At 70.3% G+C, this 20,130-nt stretch carries 18 protein-coding genes; 8 read left to right on the top strand and 10 right to left on the bottom strand.

Annotated elements, in window-relative coordinates; all coding sequences use genetic code 11:
• Positions 1-40: 40 nt before the first annotated feature.
• The 3 genes from ACIP79_RS20795 to ACIP79_RS20785 form a co-directional block, all read right to left on the bottom strand.
• On the bottom strand, positions 41-1,270 hold the full coding sequence (locus ACIP79_RS20795; protein ID WP_401225314.1) for an Ig-like domain-containing protein: 1,230 nt from the start codon (positions 1,268-1,270) through the stop codon (positions 41-43).
• Between the two features lie 345 nt (positions 1,271-1,615).
• A complete protein-coding gene (locus tag ACIP79_RS20790; protein ID WP_401225311.1) occupies positions 1,616-2,656 on the bottom strand; it encodes a P1 family peptidase in 1,041 nt (346 codons plus the stop codon).
• Positions 2,657-2,672: 16 nt separating this feature from the next.
• Positions 2,673-3,908, bottom strand: a complete 1,236-nt coding sequence (locus ACIP79_RS20785) for a low temperature requirement protein A (protein ID WP_401225309.1) — start codon at positions 3,906-3,908, stop codon at positions 2,673-2,675.
• A gap of 196 nt (positions 3,909-4,104) precedes the next feature.
• Between ACIP79_RS20785 and ACIP79_RS20780 the strand changes: the two genes are divergently transcribed.
• Positions 4,105-4,290, top strand: coding sequence for a hypothetical protein (locus ACIP79_RS20780; RefSeq protein WP_401225308.1), 186 nt, complete (start codon positions 4,105-4,107; stop codon positions 4,288-4,290).
• Between the two features lie 67 nt (positions 4,291-4,357).
• On the opposite strand, the gene mscL is transcribed toward ACIP79_RS20780, so the two are convergent.
• The 6 genes from mscL to ACIP79_RS20750 form a co-directional block, all read right to left on the bottom strand.
• The gene (gene mscL, locus ACIP79_RS20775) at positions 4,358-4,840 is read right to left on the bottom strand and encodes a large conductance mechanosensitive channel protein MscL (protein WP_401225305.1); all 483 of its coding nucleotides are present in this window, start codon (positions 4,838-4,840) and stop codon (positions 4,358-4,360) included.
• Between the two features lie 141 nt (positions 4,841-4,981).
• Entirely contained in the window at positions 4,982-5,566 is a 585-nt protein-coding gene (locus ACIP79_RS20770) for a hypothetical protein (protein ID WP_401225303.1), read from the bottom strand.
• 442 nt (positions 5,567-6,008) lie between these two features.
• Positions 6,009-6,887: an S-methyl-5'-thioadenosine phosphorylase gene (locus ACIP79_RS20765; protein ID WP_401225302.1), complete on the bottom strand. Its 879-nt coding sequence runs from the start codon at positions 6,885-6,887 to the stop codon at positions 6,009-6,011.
• Between the two features lie 138 nt (positions 6,888-7,025).
• Positions 7,026-7,370, bottom strand: a complete 345-nt coding sequence (locus ACIP79_RS20760; protein WP_383678336.1) for an FmdB family zinc ribbon protein — start codon at positions 7,368-7,370, stop codon at positions 7,026-7,028.
• A 68-nt stretch (positions 7,371-7,438) separates the two neighbouring features.
• Positions 7,439-8,701 (bottom strand): MFS transporter, encoded by a 1,263-nt coding sequence (locus tag ACIP79_RS20755; RefSeq protein ID WP_387184676.1) that lies wholly within the window; start codon positions 8,699-8,701, stop codon positions 7,439-7,441.
• A gap of 451 nt (positions 8,702-9,152) precedes the next feature.
• A complete protein-coding gene (locus ACIP79_RS20750) occupies positions 9,153-10,700 on the bottom strand; it encodes a potassium/proton antiporter (RefSeq protein WP_401225299.1) in 1,548 nt (515 codons plus the stop codon).
• A 287-nt stretch (positions 10,701-10,987) separates the two neighbouring features.
• Between ACIP79_RS20750 and ACIP79_RS20745 the strand changes: the two genes are divergently transcribed.
• Positions 10,988-13,744: a penicillin acylase family protein gene (locus ACIP79_RS20745; protein ID WP_401225298.1), complete on the top strand. Its 2,757-nt coding sequence runs from the start codon at positions 10,988-10,990 to the stop codon at positions 13,742-13,744.
• 71 nt (positions 13,745-13,815) lie between these two features.
• Here ACIP79_RS20745 and ACIP79_RS20740 read toward each other — a convergent pair whose 3' ends face one another.
• Positions 13,816-14,430, bottom strand: a complete 615-nt coding sequence (locus ACIP79_RS20740) for a 5-formyltetrahydrofolate cyclo-ligase (protein WP_401225296.1) — start codon at positions 14,428-14,430, stop codon at positions 13,816-13,818.
• 93 nt (positions 14,431-14,523) lie between these two features.
• Here ACIP79_RS20740 and galU point away from each other — a divergent pair, with 93 nt between their 5' ends.
• From galU to glpR, 6 genes are all read left to right on the top strand, one after another.
• A complete protein-coding gene (gene galU, locus ACIP79_RS20735; RefSeq protein ID WP_383678344.1) occupies positions 14,524-15,429 on the top strand; it encodes a UTP--glucose-1-phosphate uridylyltransferase GalU in 906 nt (301 codons plus the stop codon).
• A gap of 4 nt (positions 15,430-15,433) precedes the next feature.
• Complete coding sequence (gene glp, locus ACIP79_RS20730) at positions 15,434-16,756, top strand: gephyrin-like molybdotransferase Glp (RefSeq protein WP_401225294.1); 1,323 nt, start codon at positions 15,434-15,436, stop codon at positions 16,754-16,756.
• Between the two features lie 60 nt (positions 16,757-16,816).
• Positions 16,817-17,329 (top strand): cyclic pyranopterin monophosphate synthase MoaC, encoded by a 513-nt coding sequence (gene moaC, locus ACIP79_RS20725; RefSeq protein ID WP_383678348.1) that lies wholly within the window; start codon positions 16,817-16,819, stop codon positions 17,327-17,329.
• Positions 17,326-17,871 (top strand): molybdenum cofactor biosynthesis protein B, encoded by a 546-nt coding sequence (locus ACIP79_RS20720; RefSeq protein ID WP_383678349.1) that lies wholly within the window; start codon positions 17,326-17,328, stop codon positions 17,869-17,871. Before moaC ends, ACIP79_RS20720 begins: the two co-directional genes overlap by 4 nt.
• On the top strand, positions 17,868-18,632 hold the full coding sequence (locus ACIP79_RS20715) for a GNAT family N-acetyltransferase (RefSeq protein ID WP_401225645.1): 765 nt from the start codon (positions 17,868-17,870) through the stop codon (positions 18,630-18,632). The genes ACIP79_RS20720 and ACIP79_RS20715 overlap by 4 nt, the downstream gene beginning before the upstream one ends.
• Positions 18,633-18,805: 173 nt before the next feature.
• Positions 18,806-20,122, top strand: coding sequence for a gephyrin-like molybdotransferase receptor GlpR (glpR, locus tag ACIP79_RS20710; RefSeq protein ID WP_401225291.1), 1,317 nt, complete (start codon positions 18,806-18,808; stop codon positions 20,120-20,122).
• The last annotated feature ends 8 nt before the right edge of the window (positions 20,123-20,130 follow it).

Here is a 20,130-nt window from a genome sequence, read left to right as displayed (position 1 = left end):
AAGTTCCCGCGCGGCCCGCCCAGCCGTCAAAAAGCCCTCGTCAGACGGTACTTCCCGCGATCCAGGCACTCCACGACATGTTCCAGCCGTTGAGCCCGTTGTCCGGCGCGACGGTCTTGTCAGGGGAGTTCTCGACGGCCACGACATCCCCGATGAGTGAGTTGTCGTAGAACCACTTGGCGCTCGTGTCCCCATTTGCCCCCCGCACGTCGGCGAGTCCCACACAGCCGTGGCTGGTGCCCTCCCGGCCGAAGGGTGGATTGCCCTTGTTGTACCAGTAGTTGCCGTGGATGAACGTCCCCGAAGTCGTCAACCGCATCGCGTGCGGCACATCCGGGATGTCGTACTCCCCGCCATAACCGACCGTCGACCCGTTCATCCGCGTCTGGACGAACTTCTCCGAGATCACCATCTGCCCGTTGTACGTGGTGTGGTCCGGACTCCCTGCCGAGATCGGGACCTTCTTGAGGATCTGCCCGTCCCGCACGACCGTCATGGTCTGCGTGTCGACGTCCACCGTGGACACCTGCGAGCGGCCGATGGTGAAGGTGACGGTCTTCTTCTGCACCCCGAAGACACCGTTCGCGCCCTCGACCCCGTCCAGGTCGATCTTCATCGTGACCTTGGAACCGGCCTTCCAGTACCGCTCGGGCCGGAAGTCGAGCCGCTGTGCCCCGAACCAGTGCCCCTCCACCTGCTGTCCGCTGCTGGAGGAGACCGTGATGTGCGACTGTACGGCCTTCTTGTCGCTGATCACCTTGTCGAAGTTGAAGGAGACCGGCATCCCTACCCCGACCGTGGTGCCGTTGTCGGGCGTGTACGTGCCGATGAAACTGTTGCTGGAAGTGACCGTCGTGAAAATGGAGTTGGCGGCAGCCGTACGCCCGCTCGCGTCCTTGGCCTCGGCCGATATCTGGTACTTCGTACCCCGCTCCAGCTGCTCCTCGGGCTTCCAGGAGGTGCCGTCCGGGGAGATCGCCCCGGCCACGGCCGCCCCGGTCCCGGGCACCGTCATCTTCACGACGGTGAGCTTGCCGCCGCTGACCTTCACACCGGTCGCGTTGATGGACGCGCCCGTCGAACCGTCCTTGGCCGAGATCGTGAGCTTCGCCGTCGACGTCTTGGCCGAACTCGCCCCGTCCGCCTTGCCCTTGCCGCTCTTGCTGTCCGCCTTCGCGCTGCCACCGCAACCGGTGAGGGTGAGGGCGCCGACCATCAGGGCGGCACAGGCCCCCAGTGCGCGCCGCGCTGTCATGTCCGGCGTTGCCACGGGCTGCTCCAGTTTCTCGGGATATGCGTCATCCGCTCCAGTACGTCGAGAAAGAGCGCCCGAGGAGAGGAAGGGTTCCCTCAGCCCACGGTGAACGCCCTCACGTGACAGAACCGGGACAATCCCCCGATTTGCGGGTCCCTCGATCTCCGGGTCCCTCGTGGTCCCTCGTTCTCCGGGTCCCTCGTGGTCCCTCGTTCTCCGGGTCCCTCGATCTCAGGATCTCTCGATCTCCCGATCCCTTGATTACCCGATCTCCTCCGGGAACTTCTCCCTTCCTCAGGAGACTTCTCCCTGGGGGGCCTCCCCCCGCCCCCCGCCCCCTCCCCTCCACCCCCGCGAGACCTACCCCCGCCCCCCGATCCCCCCGTACAACTCCTCATACGCCGGCCACACGCCGCCCGCCCCGTCCACCGACTTCGCGGCCCGCACCGCCCGGACGATCGCCCGTGTCACCACGTCCGCGCCTGCCGCGAGGACGGCGTTGAGCGCGAAGGGGCTTTCGTCGGCCAATGGCCGGGCGCCGGTGGCCAGTGCGAACACCGTGTCCCCGTCGCTCAGCAGATGCACCGGGCGAACGGCGCGCGCGATGCCGTCGTGCGCTGTTCCCGCGAGCTTCTGCGCCTGTGCCCGCGTGATGTCGGCGTCGGTGGCCACGACCGCGAGCGTGGTGTGCAGCGGGGGAGGGCCGTTCTTCGCGGTGGCTTCGGCCAGTCGCCGCCGCGCAGCCTCGTGCACCTCGACCGACGGATACGGCGTACGGCCCTGCATCAACTCCCCGTACAGCGCCCCCGTTTCCGGTTGCATCACCGACCCGGCCGCGTTGACGACCACCAGTGCGGCCACCGTGATCCCCGAGTCGAGCACGGTGCTCGCGCTGCCGATCCCACCCTTGAGGTTCCCGGCGACGGCTCCCGTGCCGGCGCCCACGCAGCCCTCCGGCACCGGGGCGCCGGGCTCGCCGGCGGCGGCCGCCTCGACAGCCGCACGGCCCGTCGACGCGTCCGGCCGTGCCCGGAAGTCGCCGCCACGGCCCAGGTCGAAGACCGAGGCGGCGGGCACGACCGGTACGACCTGGGCAGGGTCGGCGCCCACCCGCACCCCGCGCCCGCGTTCCTCAAGCCACGCCATCACACCGGACGCCGCATCCAGCCCGTACGCGCTGCCGCCGGTCAGTACGACCGCCTCGACCTTCTGCACCAGGTTCCGTGGGTCGAGCGCGTCGGTCTCCTTGGTGCCCGGCCCACCGCCCCGCACGTCCACGGCCGCGATGGCGCCGCCCGGCGGGGCGAGTACGACCGTGGTGCCGGTGAGCCAACCTTCGCCGGTGCGTGTCGCGTGCCCCACCCGCAGACCCGCCACATCCGTCAGAGCGTCAACTGTCATGGCCCCAGTCTTCCCGTTACCCGGCCACCGCCTCCTCCCGCTTGGCCATCCGTGCCGTCAGCACCACCCCGGCCGCCACCGCGAGCGCCGATACGGTGCCCGCCGCGAGCACCGCCCGGTCACCCAGGAACGTGCACACGATGACCAGCAGGGCGGCGGTCGGCAGGACCGCCTGCTGGGCGATACCCACCTTGAAGAAGCGCGCGTGCAGCACCCACACGGTGAGGAGATACAGAGCTGTCGGCAGTGTCACCGCGGCGGACGCGGAGAGTGTCGAGATGTGAGCCTTGCCGACCGCCTGCTCGACCGCGACCTCCAGGCCCGCACCGATCGCGGCGGCCGACGCGAAGATCAGGTAGTGGCCGTAGCCCCAGAGGAAGGATTCTCTGCTGGAGCGCAGATACCCGTGGATAGGCACCACGAAGTAGATCCACCACGCGGAGAAGACGATCAGCAGCCCGCCCGCGGCGATCGGCAGCAGTTCACCCAGGGCGTCGCTCTCGTCCGCACCCGATTTCACCGCGACGGTGGCCGCGGCGATCGTCTCACCCAGCACGATGATCGTGAACAGGCCGTACCGCTCGGAGATGTGGTGCGGATGCCACGGCGTCGCGAAGTCCTTCTCCGCGTACAGCGGGACGCACAACTCGGCGATCCCCATCACCAGGAACACCCAGGGCCGGCCGGCCTCCGGCAGCACCAGCAGCCCCAGCCAGCCGATCAGGCAGATCAGCACGCCGCCCGCGTACCGCAGGGCCATGGTTCTCTCGGGTCCCGTGGCCGAGCGGGCCGCCCGCAGCCACTGCGTGATCATCGCGGACCGCATGATCGCGTAGCCGAGCCAGACGAACAGGAAGTCGTGGTCCTCGACCGCCCGCGACACCCCGGCGGCCAGGACGAGGACGCCGGCGATCTGTACCAGGGTGACGATCCGGTAGGGCACGTCGTCGTTGTCGTACGCCGAGGCGAACCAGGTGAAGTTCATCCAGGCCCACCAGATGGCGAAGAAGATCATCGCGTAGTTGAGGATGCCCTCGCCCGCGTGCCCCTCGGCCACGGCGTGCACCAGTTGGATCCCGGCCTGGGCGATCGCCACGACGAAACACAGGTCGAAGAAGAGTTCCAGCGGCGACGCGACCCGGTGGGCCTCCTCGCGAGCGCGGGCGGACATTCTGCGCACCGGCCTGTGATCGAGAGGCTGTGGCGTCGCTGCGGATCCGGAACCGGAACCGGAGCTGGAAGGGGAGGTCATAGCGCCAAGCACAGCAGAAAAGTCCCGGAAATTCTTGTGAGCCCGTTCACAAGGGGACTTGGGTGCAGCGTCCTTCAGCGGGGGTCCGCCAAGCCCGCGGACCGCGTCTTCCGCCCTCGGTCCGGCGGCCGTCGAGGTGCCGCAGCCCTTGTCCGAGCTGGGTGAGGCCGCAACCCCCTCGGCGTACTCTGGAGGCATGAGCAGCGCCCCCGCCCCCGAGCCCCGCGATCCCAAGCCCGCCGCACTGGACTTCGACGACCCGCTGAGCCGGCAGTCCTCGGACGACACGGACCATGGGTGGGGCGAGCGGCCCGGCAACGACGGCGACAGCGCGGCGGACCTCAAGCGCTTCCTCGACGAGAAGCCGCCGCACCACATCTGAACCGCGTCCCAGTACGTGGGAGCAGCGCCCCACCGCATCCTGGCCCCGACCCCGAGTCCCGCCACCGCTAAGGGGTGTCGTTGCGCTCCGGACCGCGCTGGGCCACCAAGGCGTCGCGGATCTCCTTCAGCACCTGCAGTTCGGTCACCTCGATGACCTCCTGCGTGTTCTCCTTCGCCTTCTGGCGGGCCGCCTGCCGGGCCAGGTACTTGGACATGGGCAGGACCATCAGGAAGTAGACGACGGCCGCGGTGATCAGGAACGTGAGGGTGGCACTGAGGACCGTGCCCCACATGATCGGGATGCCGCTCGTGGCGGTGCCCGTCGCCTCGTCGAACTTGCACGGCGACTTCAGACACGAGCTGTACTGGTCAAGGTCCTTGGTGCCGAACGCGCCCACCAGCGGGTTGATGACTCCCTTCACCAACGAGTTGACGATGTTGGTGAAGGCCGCGCCGATGACCACCGCGACCGCCAGGTCGACGACGTTGCCTCGCATCAGGAAGGCCTTGAAGCCCTCCAGGACACTGGGTTTCTTCTCTTCGCTCACCGAGGGGCCCCTCTGCACAAGTTGTGGAACAAACAGCTCCGCAACCTACGGCAGGGCGTGCCCGGCCTGTCCAATCAGGTAGCTCGAAGGGGGGACTTGACACCGATTCGTCACCTGCGGAGTCACCGGCCGTCGCTTGGTTCAGCACAGTGTCACCGCCAGCCGTGAGGTCGTGCTCGCTCCGGCCAGTCGCGCCGCCGTGTCCCGGGGTACGGAGAGGACGACCAACGCGCCGGTCTCGTCCGCGTCGACCCGCGGCACCTCGGTCACGCGCACCCCGGACGCGACCACCTGTGCGTCCCCGCCGCTGTCCGCCGCGACGATGTCGACCCGGTCGCCGGGTCGCAACAGCCGAACCGTGGCCGCGTCGGCGATCCGTACCGGCGCCGACACCATCTCGGCCGCGCGCCGCCCGCGCACGGGGGTGGAGCCGGAGCCGGCGGCGGACGCGGAGTCGGCGGCGGAACGCGCGGTGCCCACCGGGTGTCCCCGCGCCCGCTCGGTGTCACGAGGGCCCGCCGCGATGAGCGCGGCGGCCGTGACCGCCAGTCCCGCGGCCACGGCCCGCCGCTTGTGCCGGGTGAGGCGCCGCAGTTGGTACCGCCCGCCGCGCACCCGCACGGGGGCGAAGTGCGGCACCTCGCAGGTCGGAGGCGCGTCCGTGCCGGGCGGCCGTACGGGCGGAGCGAGTGAGGTGAGAGCGGGGAGGGGGGAGGGCTGTGCCATGGTGACCACCACCTGTGACGAGAGATCGGCTTGCGGTCCCACGATGAGGCCTCGCGGCCGAGCCCGCCGGGGCCCGTGGACCACCGACAGGTTGTGGACAACTCCCTCACCCGAACGGGAAGTTCCACCACCCGCTCACGGGGCCAGCCTCCCCGCGCACGGCACCCGCCCCCGGCACGCAACAACGCCTCGGCACGCAGCGACACTCCGGCACGCAGCAACGCCTCGATACGCAGCAACGCCCCGGTATGCCGGTCCCGGCCTACCGCTCCCGCATGCCCCGGCCGCCGACCCCCGGCCCCAGCCCCCGCCCAACTGCCGCTGCCCCGCCAACTCCCAGCTGCCGCTGCCCCGCCAACTCCCAGCTGCCGCTGCCCCGCCAACTCCCGGCTGCCGTAGCCGCTGCCCCCGCAAAACCCCCAACCACCATCGCCCCCCACCCCTACGGCAGAACGAACCCCGGATCCATCCCGCCCAGCGCCTTCGCGCACAGGCAGTCCCGTGCCCCGTTCGCCGGCAGTCCCGCGACCGCGTCGAAGAGCACGCCCCGCAGCCGGTCGACGTTCGCCGCGAACACACGCAGCACCTCGTCGTGCGAGACGCCCTCGCCGGTCTCGGCTCCGGCGTCGAGGTCGGTGACGAGGGTCATCGACGTGTAGCAGAGCTCCAGTTCACGGGCGAGCGCCGCTTCGGGGTGACCGGTCATGCCCACCACGGACCAGCCCTGCGCCTGGTGCCAGAGCGACTCGGCACGGGTGGAGAACCGCGGTCCCTCTATGACGACGAGGGTGCCGCCGTCCACCGGCTCCCAGTCCCGCCCGCGCGCCGCTTCCAGGGCGGCCTTGCGCCCGACGGGGCAGTACGGGTCCGCCAGAGACACGTGCACCACGTTCGGCACCGCGCCGTCTGGCAGCGGAAGCCCGTCGAAGTACGTCTGCGCCCGCGCCTTCGTACGGTCCACGAGCTGGTCGGGCACGAGCAGTGTTCCCGGCCCGTACTCCGGCCGCAGCCCGCCGACCGCGCAGGGGCCGAGGATCTGCCGGGCGCCGACGGAGCGCAGCGCCCACAGGTTGGCCCGGTAGTTGATGCGGTGCGGCGGCAGGTGGTGGCCACGGCCGTGCCGGGGGAGGAAGGCGACCCGCCGTCCGGCCAGTTCGCCCAGGAACAGGGAGTCGCTGGGCGGCCCGTAGGGGGTGTCCACCTGGATCTCGGTGACGTCGTCGAGGAAGGAGTAGAACCCCGAGCCGCCGATGACCCCGATCTCGGCCCTGTCCGCCGCCCGCTCTCCGGCAGGGCTCTGCGCGTTCTCCGTGTTCGCCATGAACGGCACCCTAGCCGGGCCGGAAAACGCCGAGGACCCCGCCGTCGTACGACGACAGGGTCCCGTAAGACACAAGCCTTGCGCGGCAGGAACAAGCCTCACGCGGCAGGAACTAGCCCTACGTGGCGGAAACCGGCCTCACGCGGCCGAGCTGCTGCTCGACGAGCCACTTCCCGACGAACCGCTTCCCGACGAGCCACTTCCCGACGACTTCGAGTCCGAGGAGGACGACGAAGAGGTCGAGGGTGTGGACGACGGCTTGGCAGCGGGTGTGGGCGTCGACGCCGGCGAGGTGCTCGACGACGAACCGCGGCTGTCATTGCGGTAGAAGCCGGAGCCCTTGAAGACAATGCCGACGGCCGAGAACACCTTCTTCAGGCGGCCACCGCAGTTGGGGCACTCGGTCAGGGCATCGTCGGTGAACTTCTGCACCGCCTCGAGGCCCTCGCCACACTCGGTGCACTGGTACTGGTAGGTCGGCACTGGTCTTCCTCCTGGCACTCTCACTCAATGAGTGCTAACGACGGTCCATAGTGACGTATTCCGCGAGATCAGTCCACCGCCACCGGCACTCGGTGACCCACGCCACGTGCGACGGTGCGGCTCGCGGGCCGCGTCGCCAGCCGTGATCGCAGCGCCACAAGGGTTATCAGAGCAAGTGCCGTTCCGGCCATCGGCACCAGGAAACCGGCCCCGTCCCAGAAGCGGTCCTCCAGTTGTCCGGAGACGGTGACGGCCGCGGCCTGGCCGAGCGCGACGGCGCCCGTCAGCCAGGTGAAGGCCTCGGTGCGGGCGCCGACGGGCACCAGGCCCTCGACCAGCGTGTAGCCGGTGATCAGGGCCGGAGCGATGCACATGCCGACCAGGAGGCCGATTCCGGCGAGTACGACCACGGAGTGCGCCGCCCAGAGTCCGGAGGCGGTGAGCGCGAGGGCCGCGTACCCGAGGACGAGACGCCGCTGCGGGGCCACCTTCCAGGCGACGGCGCCGCAGACGATCCCGGAGAGCATGTTGCCCGCGGCGAAGACGCCGTACAGGACGCCGTTCAGGCCGGGCTCCCCGATGGACTCGCTGAACGCGGCCAGGGAGACCTGCATGCCGCCGAAGACGGATCCGATGCCCAGGAAGGCGACGATCAGAACGCGTACCCCGGGGACCCGCAGTGCGGAGACGTGCTCCACGCGCGCGTGCCCGTCGCGGGCCACGGAGGGCTGGGTGCCCTTCTGCGCGGCGAACAGGAGGCCGCCGACCAGAGTCAGCGCGGCCTCGGTCAGCAGCCCCGCCGCGGGGTCCACGGCGGTGCACAGGGCGGTCGCCAGCAGAGGCCCGAACACGAAGGTCAGCTCGTCCGTGACGGACTCGAAGGCAGCCGCGGTGGTCATCAGGGGCGAGCCCTGGAGCTTCACGCCCCAGCGGGCGCGCACCATCGGGCCGATCTGGGGGACCGAGGCTCCGGTCGGCACGGCGGCGGCGAAAAGCGCCCACAGGGGTGCGTCCGTCAGCGCGAGCGCGGTCAGGGAGAGGCCTGACAGGGTGTGTACGAGGACGCCGGGGAGGAGTACCGCCCGCTGGCCCAGGCGGTCGGCGAGGCGGCCCGTGAAGGGCGCGAACAGGGCCATGGAGACCCCGGTCACGGCGGCGACGGCGCCGGCGGCACCGTACGAGCCGGTGGTGTGCTGCACGAGCAGCACGATGGAGATGGTCAGCATCGCGAACGGCTGGCGTGCGGCGAAGCCGGGGAGCAGGAACGTCCAGGCGCCGCGCGTGCGCAGCAGCTGCCCGTACCCGGGGCGGGAGGTGACCGTGGATGCCACGGCCGTGCCTTTCTGCCGCCTGGTAGCGCGCCCGTGCGGGGGGCGCCGAGAGCTGTCCTCTTGCGCGGAACTGCGGTAGATACCGGCTGCCCGTCGAGAGGGCACCGCGGCCGCCATACGGTCGCGCCAGCTCTGCGTCAGGCAGAGTTGGTTCGATCAAAGTATGCCTTCATCGTACAGGGAAGATCGGGTCGCCGCCTGTGAAAGCGAGCACCGCGACGCCGTACGCCTGCGAATGCATTTCCGCCGTTAAGGGGCGGTTCGCCTTGACTCCTCGTCGGATCACCCGGCGTCGGCCGGACGAAACGTGGCCCGTGGCCCGTGGTCGTGGCCCGTCGCCGGGTGGCGTGCGTGGCCGAGGCCCGGATCCCCCGGAGGGGAGGGCCCATCCCCCCGGAGCGCCCGTCCCTCGGGCCACCCCTCCCCCCCCCGTTCGACCCCTTCCCCCGTCTCAGCGCGTCCCGTGCCGGTGGCCCGTTCCGTCGCCCGTGGGTGCCGGCCCAAGCCAGTCGGCCAGCTTGCCGCCCTGGCCCACCGCGCGGAGTCGCCGTTCGGCGGCGTCCCGGACGGGGTCGGTCGTGACGACGAGGAGTTCGTCGCCGCGTCGCAGCACGGTCGTGGGCAGGGGCACGAAGGACTTCTCCTCGCGCACGACGAGGGTGACGGCGGCGCCCGCGGGGAGCCGCAGCTCGGCCACCTCCACGCCGTGCATGCGGGAGCCCGGAGGGATGTTCACGGACAGCAGGTGGCCGCGCAGCCGCTCCAGGGGTGCCGATTCGATGCCCAGGTCGGCGGGCCCCTCGGACTCGCCCAGGCGCAGCTTGCGGGCCAGCCAGGGCAGCGTGGGACCCTGGATGAGGGTGTAGACGACGACCAGGACGAACACGATGTTGAAGATGCGACGGCTTTCCTCGATGCCGCTCACCATGGGGATGGTCGCCAGGATGATGGGCACCGCGCCGCGCAGTCCGGCCCAGGACATCAGGGTCTGTTCCTGCCATGGTATGCGGAACGGCAGCAGGCTCAGGACGACGCTGAGCGGCCTGGCCACCACGGTCAGCACCAGGCCTATGACCAGCGCGGGCCAGATGTCGTCGCCCATCTCGTGCGGCGTGACCAGCAGCCCGAGCAGTACGAACATGCCGATCTGGGCGATCCAGCCGAGCCCCTCGGCGAAACCTCGGGTGGCCGGCCAGTGCGGCAGTCGCGCGTTGCCCAGCATCATCGAGGCGAGGTAGACGGCGAGGAAGCCGCTGCCGTGGGCGAGCGCCCCGGCGGCGTACGCCACGACCGCGATGGCCATCACGGCGATGGGGTAGAGGCCGGAGGCGGGCAGTGCCACGTGCCGCAGTCCGAAGGAGCCGATCCAGCCCACCGCGAGTCCGATGGCCGCGCCGATGGCCAGCTCCAGCGCGATCTCGCCGAGCAGTACGTACCAGTGCTCCACCGGGCCCGCCGTGCTGAACGCGACGACGAGGATGACCACCGGGGCGTCGTTGAAGCCCGACTCCGCCTCCAGGACGCCCGTCACGCGCGCGGGGAGGGGAAGTTTTCGCAGCACGGAGAAGACGGCCGCCGCGTCCGTCGAGGACACCACCGCCCCGATGATGAGCGCCTGGCGCCAGTCGAAGCCGATCAGGAAGTGGGCGGCCGTGGCGGTGACCGCGACGCTGACCGCGACGCCGACCAGGGCCAGCGAGGTGGCGGCGGGAAGGGCCGGCCTGATCTCCTTCCACTTCGTGCTGAGGCCGCCCTCGGCCAGGATCACGACCAGGGCCGCGTATCCGATGACCTGGGTCAGTTCCGCGTTGTCGAACTGGACGTCGCCGATGCCGTCCTGGCCCATCGCGACGCCGATGCCCAGGTATGCGAGCAGGGTGGGGAGCCCGCTGCGCGAGGAGATCCGAACCGCTGCCACCGCGACGAGCAGAACGAGCGAGCAGACGAACAGGAGCTGGTTGAGGTGGTGGACAGTCAGCGGCCGTTCCTTCCTCGTCAATCCGGTTCCGGATCGGAGGGTCCGGATCGGCGGACGCGGATCGGCGGACGCGAATCAAAACCCTCGGATCACAACACCGGAAGCCGAGCACTTCAGTGCAAGTACTTCATTACCTTACCTAACTCTTGACGCTTTCTTGACGTTCGCTCCGGCAAGATCGAACGCCCGTCCGTCCGGGTACCCGACTCCGCGTCAAGGCGCGGTGGACCCTGCGCCTATGGTTGCTCCAGCGCTCAGTCAAATGCACAGCCCCGCCTGCCGCTCGCGTTAGGACAGCAAGGACAGCGATGCCCCCCAACACCACCGCCTCTTCCGGCCAAAAGCCCGGCAAGTCCGGCAGGAAGAAGGGGCGCAAAGCCCGACTGTTCTTGATCGTCCTGGTTCTGGCCGTCATCGGGGGCGTCGCCTTCGGCGGGTACTGGGGTGTCAGCACGGTGCGCGCCTCCTTCCCGCAGACCACCGGCGAGACCACGCTCGACGGTCTGTCAGGACCCGTGGACGTCAAGCGGGACAGCTACGGGATCCCGCAGATCTACGCTTCCTCCGACGAGGACCTCTTCATGGCGCAGGGCTTCGTCCAGGCGCAGGACCGGTTCTACGAGATGGACGTGCGCCGGCACATGACCTCGGGCCGGCTGTCCGAGATGTTCGGCTCCGGGCAGGTCGAGAACGACGAGTTCCTGCGCACCCTGGGCTGGGACCGGGTCGCCAAGGAGGAGTACGACACCAAGCTGTCGGACTCCACGAAGAAGTACCTCCAGGCCTACGCCAAGGGGGTCAACGCCTACCTGAAGGGCAAGGACGGCGAGGAGATCTCCCTGGAGTACGCCGCCCTCGGCTTCAGCAACGACTACAAGCCCAGGGAGTGGACCCCGGTCGACTCGGTGGCCTGGCTGAAGGCGATGGCCTGGGACCTGCGCGGCAACATGCAGGAGGAGATCGACCGCTCCCTGATGACGAGCCGCCTCGGGCCCAAGCAGATCGCGGACCTGTACCCGGACTACCCCTACAGCCGCAACGAGACGATCGTCCAGGAGGGCCAGTACGACAGCGCCACCCAGTCGTACGTCCAGGGCGGCACGTCCACCTCGGGCTCCACGGCGGGCACCGGCCTCGCGGGCGACACCGAGGCGCCCACCGGACTGGAGAGCCAGCTGTCGGGGCTCTACGACATTCTCGACGACCTGCCGACCGCCGTCGGAGTGAACGGCAACGGCATCGGCTCCAACTCCTGGGTCGTCTCGGGCGCGCACACGATCACCGGCAAGCCACTGCTGGCGAACGACCCGCACCTGTCGGCCTCGCTGCCCTCGGTCTGGTACCAGATGGGCCTGCACTGCACGAAGATCTCCGCGACGTGCCAGTACGACGTCTCCGGGTACACCTTCGCCGGCATGCCCGGTGTGATCATCGGCCACAACCAGGACATCGCCTGGGGCATGACCAACTCCGGCGTCGACGTCACCGACCTCTACCTGGAGAAGCTCACCGGCGACGGCTACCAGGTCGACGACAAGGTGAAACCCTTCACCACCCGCAAGGAGACCATCAAGGTCGCGGGCGGCAAGTCCAAGACGATCGTCGTGCGGGAGACCGACAACGGACCCCTGCTGTCCGACCGCGACGACGAACTCGTCAAGGTCGGCCAGAAGGCCACCGTCGACACCGCCGCTCCCGACCGCGGGGACGGCTACGGCATCTCACTGCGCTGGACGGCGCTGGAACCCGGCAACTCCATGGACGCCGTCTTCGAGTTGGACAAGGCCTCCGACTGGACCGAGTTCCGCAACGCGTCCGCGTCCTTCGACGTGCCCTCGCAGAACCTGGTCTACGCCGACACCGAGGGCAACATCGGCTACCAGCTGCCCGGCAGCATCCCGATCCGCCCCGACGGCTACGACGGCTCCCTCCCGGCGCCGGGCTGGGACTCCAAGTACGACTGGACCGGCGACTACATCAAGCAGGCCGAGCTGCCCTACGAGTACAACCCGAAGCGCGGCTACATCGTGACCGCCAACCAGGCCGTCGTCGACGAGGACAAGTACCCCTACACGCTCACCACGGACTGGGGCTACGGAACGCGCAGCCAGCGCATCACCGACCTGATCGAGTCGAAGATCAAGGGCGGCGGCAAGATCTCGACCGAGGACATGCGCCAGATGCAGCTCGACAACAGCAGCGAGATCGCCAAGCTGCTGGTGCCCAAGCTGCTGAAGATCGACGTCGACGACAAGGACGTCCGCGAGGCGCAGAAGCTGCTGGAGGGCTGGGACTACACCCAGGACGCCGACTCCGCGGCGGCCGCCTACTTCAACTCGGTCTGGCGCAACATCCTCAAGCTCGCCTTCGGCAACAAGCTGCCCAAGGAGCTGCGGGTCGAGGGCCAGTGCCTGAACGTGGCCCCGGTCGACACCACCGGGCCCGCCGACGAGGACCGGACGGTGCGCGAGTGCGGCCGGCGCGCCGCCGACCAGGCGCAGCCGGACGGCGGCGACCGCTGGTTCGAGGTGGTGCGCAACCTCATCGGCGACGAGGACAACGACTGGTGGGAGTCACCCGGGACGCGGACCGACAAGGCCACCGACACCCGTGACGAGTTGTTCTCCCGTGCCATGGCCGACGCTCGCTGGGAGCTGACAGCCAAGCTCGGCAAGGACATCGACACCTGGAGCTGGGGGCGGCTGCACCGGCTGTTCCTGAAGAACCAGACCCTGGGCACCGAAGGCCCCGGCTTCCTCCAGTACATGCTCAACCGCGGCCCCTGGAAGCTCAGCGGCGGCGAGGCGACGGTCAACGCGACCGGCTGGAACGCGGCGGGCGGCTACGGCGTCGTCTGGGTGCCGTCCATGCGGATGGTGGTCAACCTCGGGGACCTCGACAAGTCGAAGTGGATCAACCTCACCGGGGCCTCGGGGCATGCCTACAGCGCCCACTACACCGACCAGACGGACATCTGGGCCGAGGGCCAACTGCTGGACTGGTCCTTCTCGGAGAAGGCCGTCGAGAACGGCACGAGCGACACGCTGGTCCTGAAACCGTCGTGACGCGATGACGTCGAAAGGGCCCTCCGCGCGCGCGGAGGGCCCTTTCCACGGGGGCGGCGCGGGCCGGGACGTCAGCGGAAACGGCGCACGCCCTCCGGGGTGACCACCGCGTGGACGGGCCGGTCGTGCGGTTCCTCCGGCACCCGCTCGACGACCTCCGGGGCGTACAGCAGCACCACCAGCGCGGGATCGGCCCCCGCGCGCTCCAGACGGGCCAGTACGCGGTCGTACGAGCCCCCGCCGCGCCCCAGCCGCATCCCGCGGGCGTCGACGGCGAGGCCGGGCAGCAGGACGGCGTCCGCCTCTTGGACGGCCGCCGGTCCCAGCCGCGCACCCGCGGGCTCCAGGAGGGCCATTTTCCCGCCGTGCCGGACGAGTTGGAGGGAGTCCTCTCCCGCGTACGGGGCCCAGTCCAGGTCGTTGTCCGGCAGCAGGACCGGAAGCAGCACCCGCACGCCCCGCGCGCGGAGCGCGTCCAGCAGCGCGAGGGTGGCGGGCTCACTCCCCACGGAGACGTACGCTGCCACCGTGCGCGCGTGTGTCAGCTCGGGCAGCTCAAGGGCACGGTCGGCCAGAGCAGCCCCTGTCGCCCGTACGTCATCGGCTGTCAACCTGTTTCTCACCGCGAGGAATTGCCGCCGCAACGTACGCTTGTCAGGCTCGGAACCAGAACTGCTGTGACGCACAGGTTGCTCCTGTAACTTCCTAATATGCTCATATGAGAGTGAATTAACCGGAGCTACAGATTCCGCACATAGCCACCGGATATGGTTGCGGACATGACTGAGTCACACCCCCCAAGGATCAGCAAGGCTGTCATCCCCGCAGCAGGCCTCGGCACCCGGTTCCTGCCGGCCACCAAAGCCACTCCCAAGGAGATGCTGCCGGTCGTCGACAAGCCGGCGATCCAGTACGTGGTCGAAGAGGCCGCGGCGGCGGGTCTTGACGACGTCCTGATGATCACGGGCCGCAACAAGCGCCCTCTCGAGGACCACTTCGACCGCAACTACGAGCTCGAATCGGCCCTCCAGAAGAAGGGCGACGCCGACCGGCTCGCCCGGGTCCAGGAGTCCAGCGACCTCGCCACCATGCACTACGTGCGCCAGGGCGACCCCAAGGGACTCGGTCACGCCGTCCTGTGCGCGGCCCCGCACGTGGGCAACGAACCCTTCGCGGTGCTCCTCGGCGACGACCTGATCGACCCCCGCGATCCCCTCCTCGCACGCATGGTCGAGGTCCAGGAGCGGCACGGCGGCAGCGTCATCGCGCTCATGGAGGTCGCGCCCGAGCAGATCCACCTCTACGGCTCCGCCGCCGTCGAGACCACCGGCGAGGACGACCTCGTGAAGGTGACGGGACTGGTCGAGAAGCCGGACCCGGCGGACGCGCCCAGCAACTACGCGATCATCGGGCGCTACGTCCTCGACCCGCACGTCTTCGACATACTGCGCAAGACCGAGCCCGGTCGCGGCGGGGAGATCCAGCTCACCGACGCCCTCCAGCAGCTCGCCAGCGACGAGAAGGTCGGCGGCCCCGTGCACGGCGTCGTCTTCCGCGGCCGCCGCTATGACACCGGGGACCGCGGCGACTACCTGCGTGCCATTGTCAGACTCGCATGCGAACGTGAGGACCTGGGCCCGGACTTCCGGACCTGGCTTCGCAGTTACGTAGCCGAGGAGATGTAGCGACTTGAGCACCGCCGCGACCCGCGTCACCGGCCAGGACCACACCTGGTCGGTGACCGAGCACCTGGAGGACATCCTCGCGACCGTGCGCCCTCTCGACCCCATCGAGCTGCAACTCCTCGACGCCCAGGGCTGCGTCCTGGTCGAGGACGTCACGGTGCCGGTGTCCCTGCCGCCCTTCGACAACAGCTCGATGGACGGGTACGCGGTGCGGGTCGCGGATGTCGCGGGCGCGAGCGAGGAGTTCCCGGCCGTCCTGACGGTCGTCGGCGACGTCGCCGCGGGCCAGGCCGAGCTGCTCCACGTGGGCCCCGGCCAGGCCGCCCGCATCATGACCGGCGCCCCACTGCCGCCCGGCGCCGAGGCCGTCGTCCCCGTGGAGTGGACCGACGGCGGCCTGGACGAGGGCCCGGTCTCCGGGATGCGGGCCCACAGCACCGCCCCCGAGGGCGCCTTCGGCCAGGTGCAGGTCCACCGCCCGGCCCAGGCACGCGCGCACGTGCGCGCCAAGGGCAGTGACGTGAAGGCCGGAGACCGCGCCCTCGACGCCGGCACGATCCTCGGCCCGCCGCAGATCGGCCTGCTCGCCGCGATCGGCCGCGGCACCGTCCGCGTACGGCCCCGCGCGCGCGTGGTCGTCATGTCCACCGGCAGCGAACTCGTCCAGCCCGACGAGGAGTTGGGCACCGGCCAGATCTACGACTCCAACAGCTTCGCCCTGTGCGCCGCGGCCCGTGACGCCGGAGCCCTCGCCTACCGGGTCGGGGCCGTCGCCGACGAGGCCGAGACACTCCGCGCCACCATCGAGGACCAGCTCATCCGCGCGGACCTGGTCGTCACCACGGGCGGAGTGAGCGTCGGCGCCTACGACGTCGTCAAGGAGGCGCTCTCCTCCGTCGGCGACGAGGACGAGGCGGGCGGCGGCATCGAGTTCCGCAAACTCGCCATGCAGCCCGGCAAACCCCAGGGCTTCGGCACCATCGGCCCCGACCACACCCCCCTGCTCGCCCTCCCGGGCAACCCCGTCTCCTCGTACGTCTCCTTCGAACTCTTCGTGCGCCCCGCGATCCGCACCCTGATGGGCCTCAAGGACATCCACCGCACGACGGTGCGGGCCGTGCTGGAGACCGACAAGGCACTGACCTCGCCCGCGGGACGCCGGCAGTTCCTGCGCGGGACGTACGCGGACGGCCGGGTGACGCCCGTCGGGGGCGCCGGATCACACCTCGTCGCGGCCCTCGCACAGGCCGACTGTCTGATCGTCGTCCCCGAGGAGGACACCTCGGTCGAGCCCGGCACCGAGGTCGACGTGGTCCTGCTCGGCTGACCGGCCCGGGTTGGCGGTACCGTGTCGCGCACAACAGGCCGACCGGGAGCGCCGCAGCACATGACAGTTCCATCCCGGGGGGAGACCCCCGGACCCCCTGCACAGGACCGCCTCACGCACATCGACGAGGCAGGCGCCGCCCGCATGGTCGACGTGTCCGACAAGGCCGTCACCGCGCGCACCGCCCGCGCCAGCGGCCGCGTCCTGGTCTCGCCCCGGGTGATCGAGCTGCTGCGCGGTGAGGGCGTCCCCAAGGGCGACGCCCTCGCGACCGCGCGCATCGCGGGCATCATGGGAGCCAAACGCACCCCGGATCTGATCCCGCTGTGCCACCCGTTGTCGGTGTCGGGTGTCAAGCTTGATCTGTCGGTCGCGGACGACGCCGTCGAGATCCTCGCCACCGTGAGGACCACGGACCGCACGGGCGTCGAGATGGAGGCCCTCACCGCGGTCACCGTCGCGGCGCTCACCGTGATCGACATGGTCAAGGCGGTCGACAAGGGAGCGGTCATCACGGACGTACGCGTGGAGGAGAAGACGGGCGGCAAGTCGGGCGACTGGAGCCGGTCATGACGGCACAGGCCCAGCCGCCGATCGGCGGCGCCCTCGTCGCCCCGTACAGCGCCCTGGTCGTCACGGCCTCCAACCGCGCCGCCGCCGGTGTCTACGAGGACAAGGGCGGCCCCCTCGTCGTGGCCGGGCTCACGTCCTTCGGCTTCGCCGTCGACGGGCCGTGGGTCGTGCCGGACGGCGACCCGGTCGAGAACGCCCTGCGCGCCGGTGCCGAAGCCGGGTACGACGTCATCGTCACCACCGGCGGCACCGGGATCTCGCCCACCGACCGGACCCCGGAGGCCACCCGCGCCGTCCTCGACCACGAGATCCCCGGCATCGCCGAGGCGATCAGGGCGTACGGCAGGGACAAGGTGCCGACGGCGGCGCTGTCCCGGGGACTCGCCGGAGTCGCCGGCGGCACGCTCGTCGTCAACCTGCCCGGTTCCACCGGAGGGGTGAAGGACGGACTGGCCGTACTGGAACCCCTGCTGACGCACGCCGTCGACCAGATCCGCGGCGGCGACCACCCCAGACCCGGCGGCAGCGGGGGTGCGAGCTGAACACCCCATCCTGGCCCGTCGAGCTGGTGGACGGCGACGTCGTCCTCCGGCCGATAAAGGTGCGCGACCAGCGGGCCTGGCGCGAGGTCAACCGCCGCAACCGGGACTGGCTGCGACCCTGGGAGGCGACCATCCCGCCGCCCACGCCCAGCGGGCCGATCGCGCACCGGCCGACCTACCGGCAGATGGTCCGGCACCTGCGCGCCGAGGCCAACGCGGGCCGGATGCTGCCCTTCGTGATCGAGTACCAGGGGCGGCTCGTCGGGCAGCTGACCGTCGCCGGGATCACCTGGGGCTCGATGTGCTCCGGGCACATCGGCTACTGGGTCGACCAGTCGGTGGCCGGGCGCGGAGTGATGCCGACGGCCGTGGCGCTCGTGAGCGACCACTGCTTCCGCACCGTCGGACTGCACCGCATCGAAGTCTGTATTCGCCCCGAGAACGGACCCAGTCGCAGGGTCGTGGAGAAACTCGGATTCCGCGAGGAAGGGCTCCGCCCCCGTTATCTCCACATCGACGGCGCCTGGCGGGACCACCTCGTCTTCGCGCTCACCGCCGAAGAGGTCCCCGAGGGGCTGCTCGGACGCTGGCAGCGGGCGCGCGCGGAGCGGATTCGCTCCGAACAGGCACGGTTGGACCAGACCAGGCCTGGACAGGTAGGACGCGAACAGGTGGGACGCGAACAGGTAGGACACGAACAGGTGGGACCCGGGCAGTCCGGCGCACAGAATCCGAGCAAGCCCGGCAACGCCGGTAAATGAAATAGGTGTTCGAAATTGATCGCTCGGCGATCGACTCGGGGCATTAAATTCGCGGTCCCGGCGGCCTGCTGATCGCATCGGTCACAAAAAAAGCTCGAAATATCAGCCAGATCGTGCGACACACCGACTCAATTGGCAGATGGCCTCACGCAAACCCCTCTACCGTGTGAGGCGTGAGCAGCAGCGGCCTCATCTACGCAGTCATCGTCGGGGCCTGGGCCGCCTACTTGGTGCCGATGTGGCTCCGTAGGCAGGACGAGCTGAACGAAGCCCGTCCGACGGAACGCTTCAGCACCGCCATCCGGCTGCTGTCCGGACGGGCGGGCATGGAGCGTCGATACGCCAAGGACCTGCAGGCGCGCTCCACCGAAGAGGGGGAGCTCAGCGCCGCTCCGGACGGCGTCACCGACTCGGTGGACGTCCGGTCCTTCGCCATGCCCCCGACCCCGACCCCCGCGCCGGCCCAGCAGCGCCCGTCCGCGCAGGCCCAGTCCCGGCCGCAGGTACGGGAGCGGGTCCAGGAGCAGCCTCCGGTTCAGCCGGAGTCGGAGCCGGCGGCGCAGGAACCGGCGCGCGCGGCGCACTCGGCGCCGGCCGCCTCCAGACCCGTACCGCAGCAGTCGGCCAGGCCCAAGTCCGAGGCGCGGTCAGCGTCCCAGGCCCAGGCCTCGCAGCAAACCGGTTCCGTGCCGCGGCAGGCTTCTGCCGCGCGGCGTGCCGCTTCGGCGGAGGCCGCGGCGCGCGCCCGGCGCACGAAGGTGCTCGCGCGCCGACGGCGTACGACGGTGATGCTCTTCCTCGCCTTCTCGCTCGGTGCGATCGTGGCGGCCGTCGGAGGGCTCGCCTTCCTGTGGGCGCCCGGCGTACCGGCGGGGATGCTCAGCGGGTACATCGTCTACCTGCGGGCCCAGGAGAAGCGGCGCTTCACCTACACGATGGACCGGCGCCGGGCCGAGGCCGCGGCGCAGCGGCTGCGGGAACGGCAGCCGCGACGGCGGCCGTCCGCCGAGGCCGCGTCCGACGACCCGGACGACGTCCCGGGACCGGAGACCGACACCGGTCTCTCCGCGCTCGCCGCCGACCGCCGCGCGCTCGTCGAGCAGACCGACCACGCGGAGTGGGTGGACCAGCAGCGTGAGCGTCAGCGCGGCCCCGGCCGCGGTGACAGCTGGGACCCGGTGCCGGTTCCGCTTCCGACGTACGTGACCGCGCCGGTCGCGCCGCGCGCCACCTCCAGCGTCGACCTGGGGGCGCCGGACGCGTGGAGTTCCGCGCGGTCGAGCGCCGTCGAGCCGAATGCGCCAAAGGCGGAGCACGCCGCCGAGGAGGAGTGCGAGGACGACGGGGGCGCCGACGGCGCGGACTGCGCCGACGACGGCCGCAGCGACGCCCGTCGTGCCGCGTCCGCCAAGCGCGCCCGCGAGCGGGGCCGCACCCCGCTGTTCGACCAGTACGAGGACGGGGACCGGCCGCGCGCGGCCAACGAGTGAGCGTGCCG

The sequence above is a fragment of the Streptomyces sp. NPDC088747 genome, assembly GCF_044751025.1.
In the GTDB taxonomy this organism is placed as follows: Bacteria; Actinomycetota; Actinomycetes; order Streptomycetales; family Streptomycetaceae; genus Streptomyces.
The sequence above is the reverse complement of the archived record's forward strand: the minus strand, read 5'-3'. Positions and strand labels throughout refer to the sequence as shown.

Coding starts and splice junctions, on each gene's coding strand:
- ACIP79_RS20790 (WP_401225311.1), bottom strand. CDS start 2,656: ATGACAGTTGACGCTCTGACGGATGTGGCGGGTCTGCGGGTGGGGCAC.
- ACIP79_RS20785 (WP_401225309.1), bottom strand. CDS start 3,908: ATGACCTCCCCTTCCAGCTCCGGTTCCGGTTCCGGATCCGCAGCGACG.
- ACIP79_RS20780 (WP_401225308.1), top strand. CDS start 4,105: ATGAGCAGCGCCCCCGCCCCCGAGCCCCGCGATCCCAAGCCCGCCGCA.
- ACIP79_RS20770 (WP_401225303.1), bottom strand. CDS start 5,566: ATGGCACAGCCCTCCCCCCTCCCCGCTCTCACCTCACTCGCTCCGCCC.
- ACIP79_RS20765 (WP_401225302.1), bottom strand. CDS start 6,887: ATGGCGAACACGGAGAACGCGCAGAGCCCTGCCGGAGAGCGGGCGGCG.
- ACIP79_RS20745 (WP_401225298.1), top strand. CDS start 10,988: ATGCCCCCCAACACCACCGCCTCTTCCGGCCAAAAGCCCGGCAAGTCC.
- galU (WP_383678344.1), top strand. CDS start 14,524: ATGACTGAGTCACACCCCCCAAGGATCAGCAAGGCTGTCATCCCCGCA.
- moaC (WP_383678348.1), top strand. CDS start 16,817: ATGACAGTTCCATCCCGGGGGGAGACCCCCGGACCCCCTGCACAGGAC.
- ACIP79_RS20720 (WP_383678349.1), top strand. CDS start 17,326: ATGACGGCACAGGCCCAGCCGCCGATCGGCGGCGCCCTCGTCGCCCCG.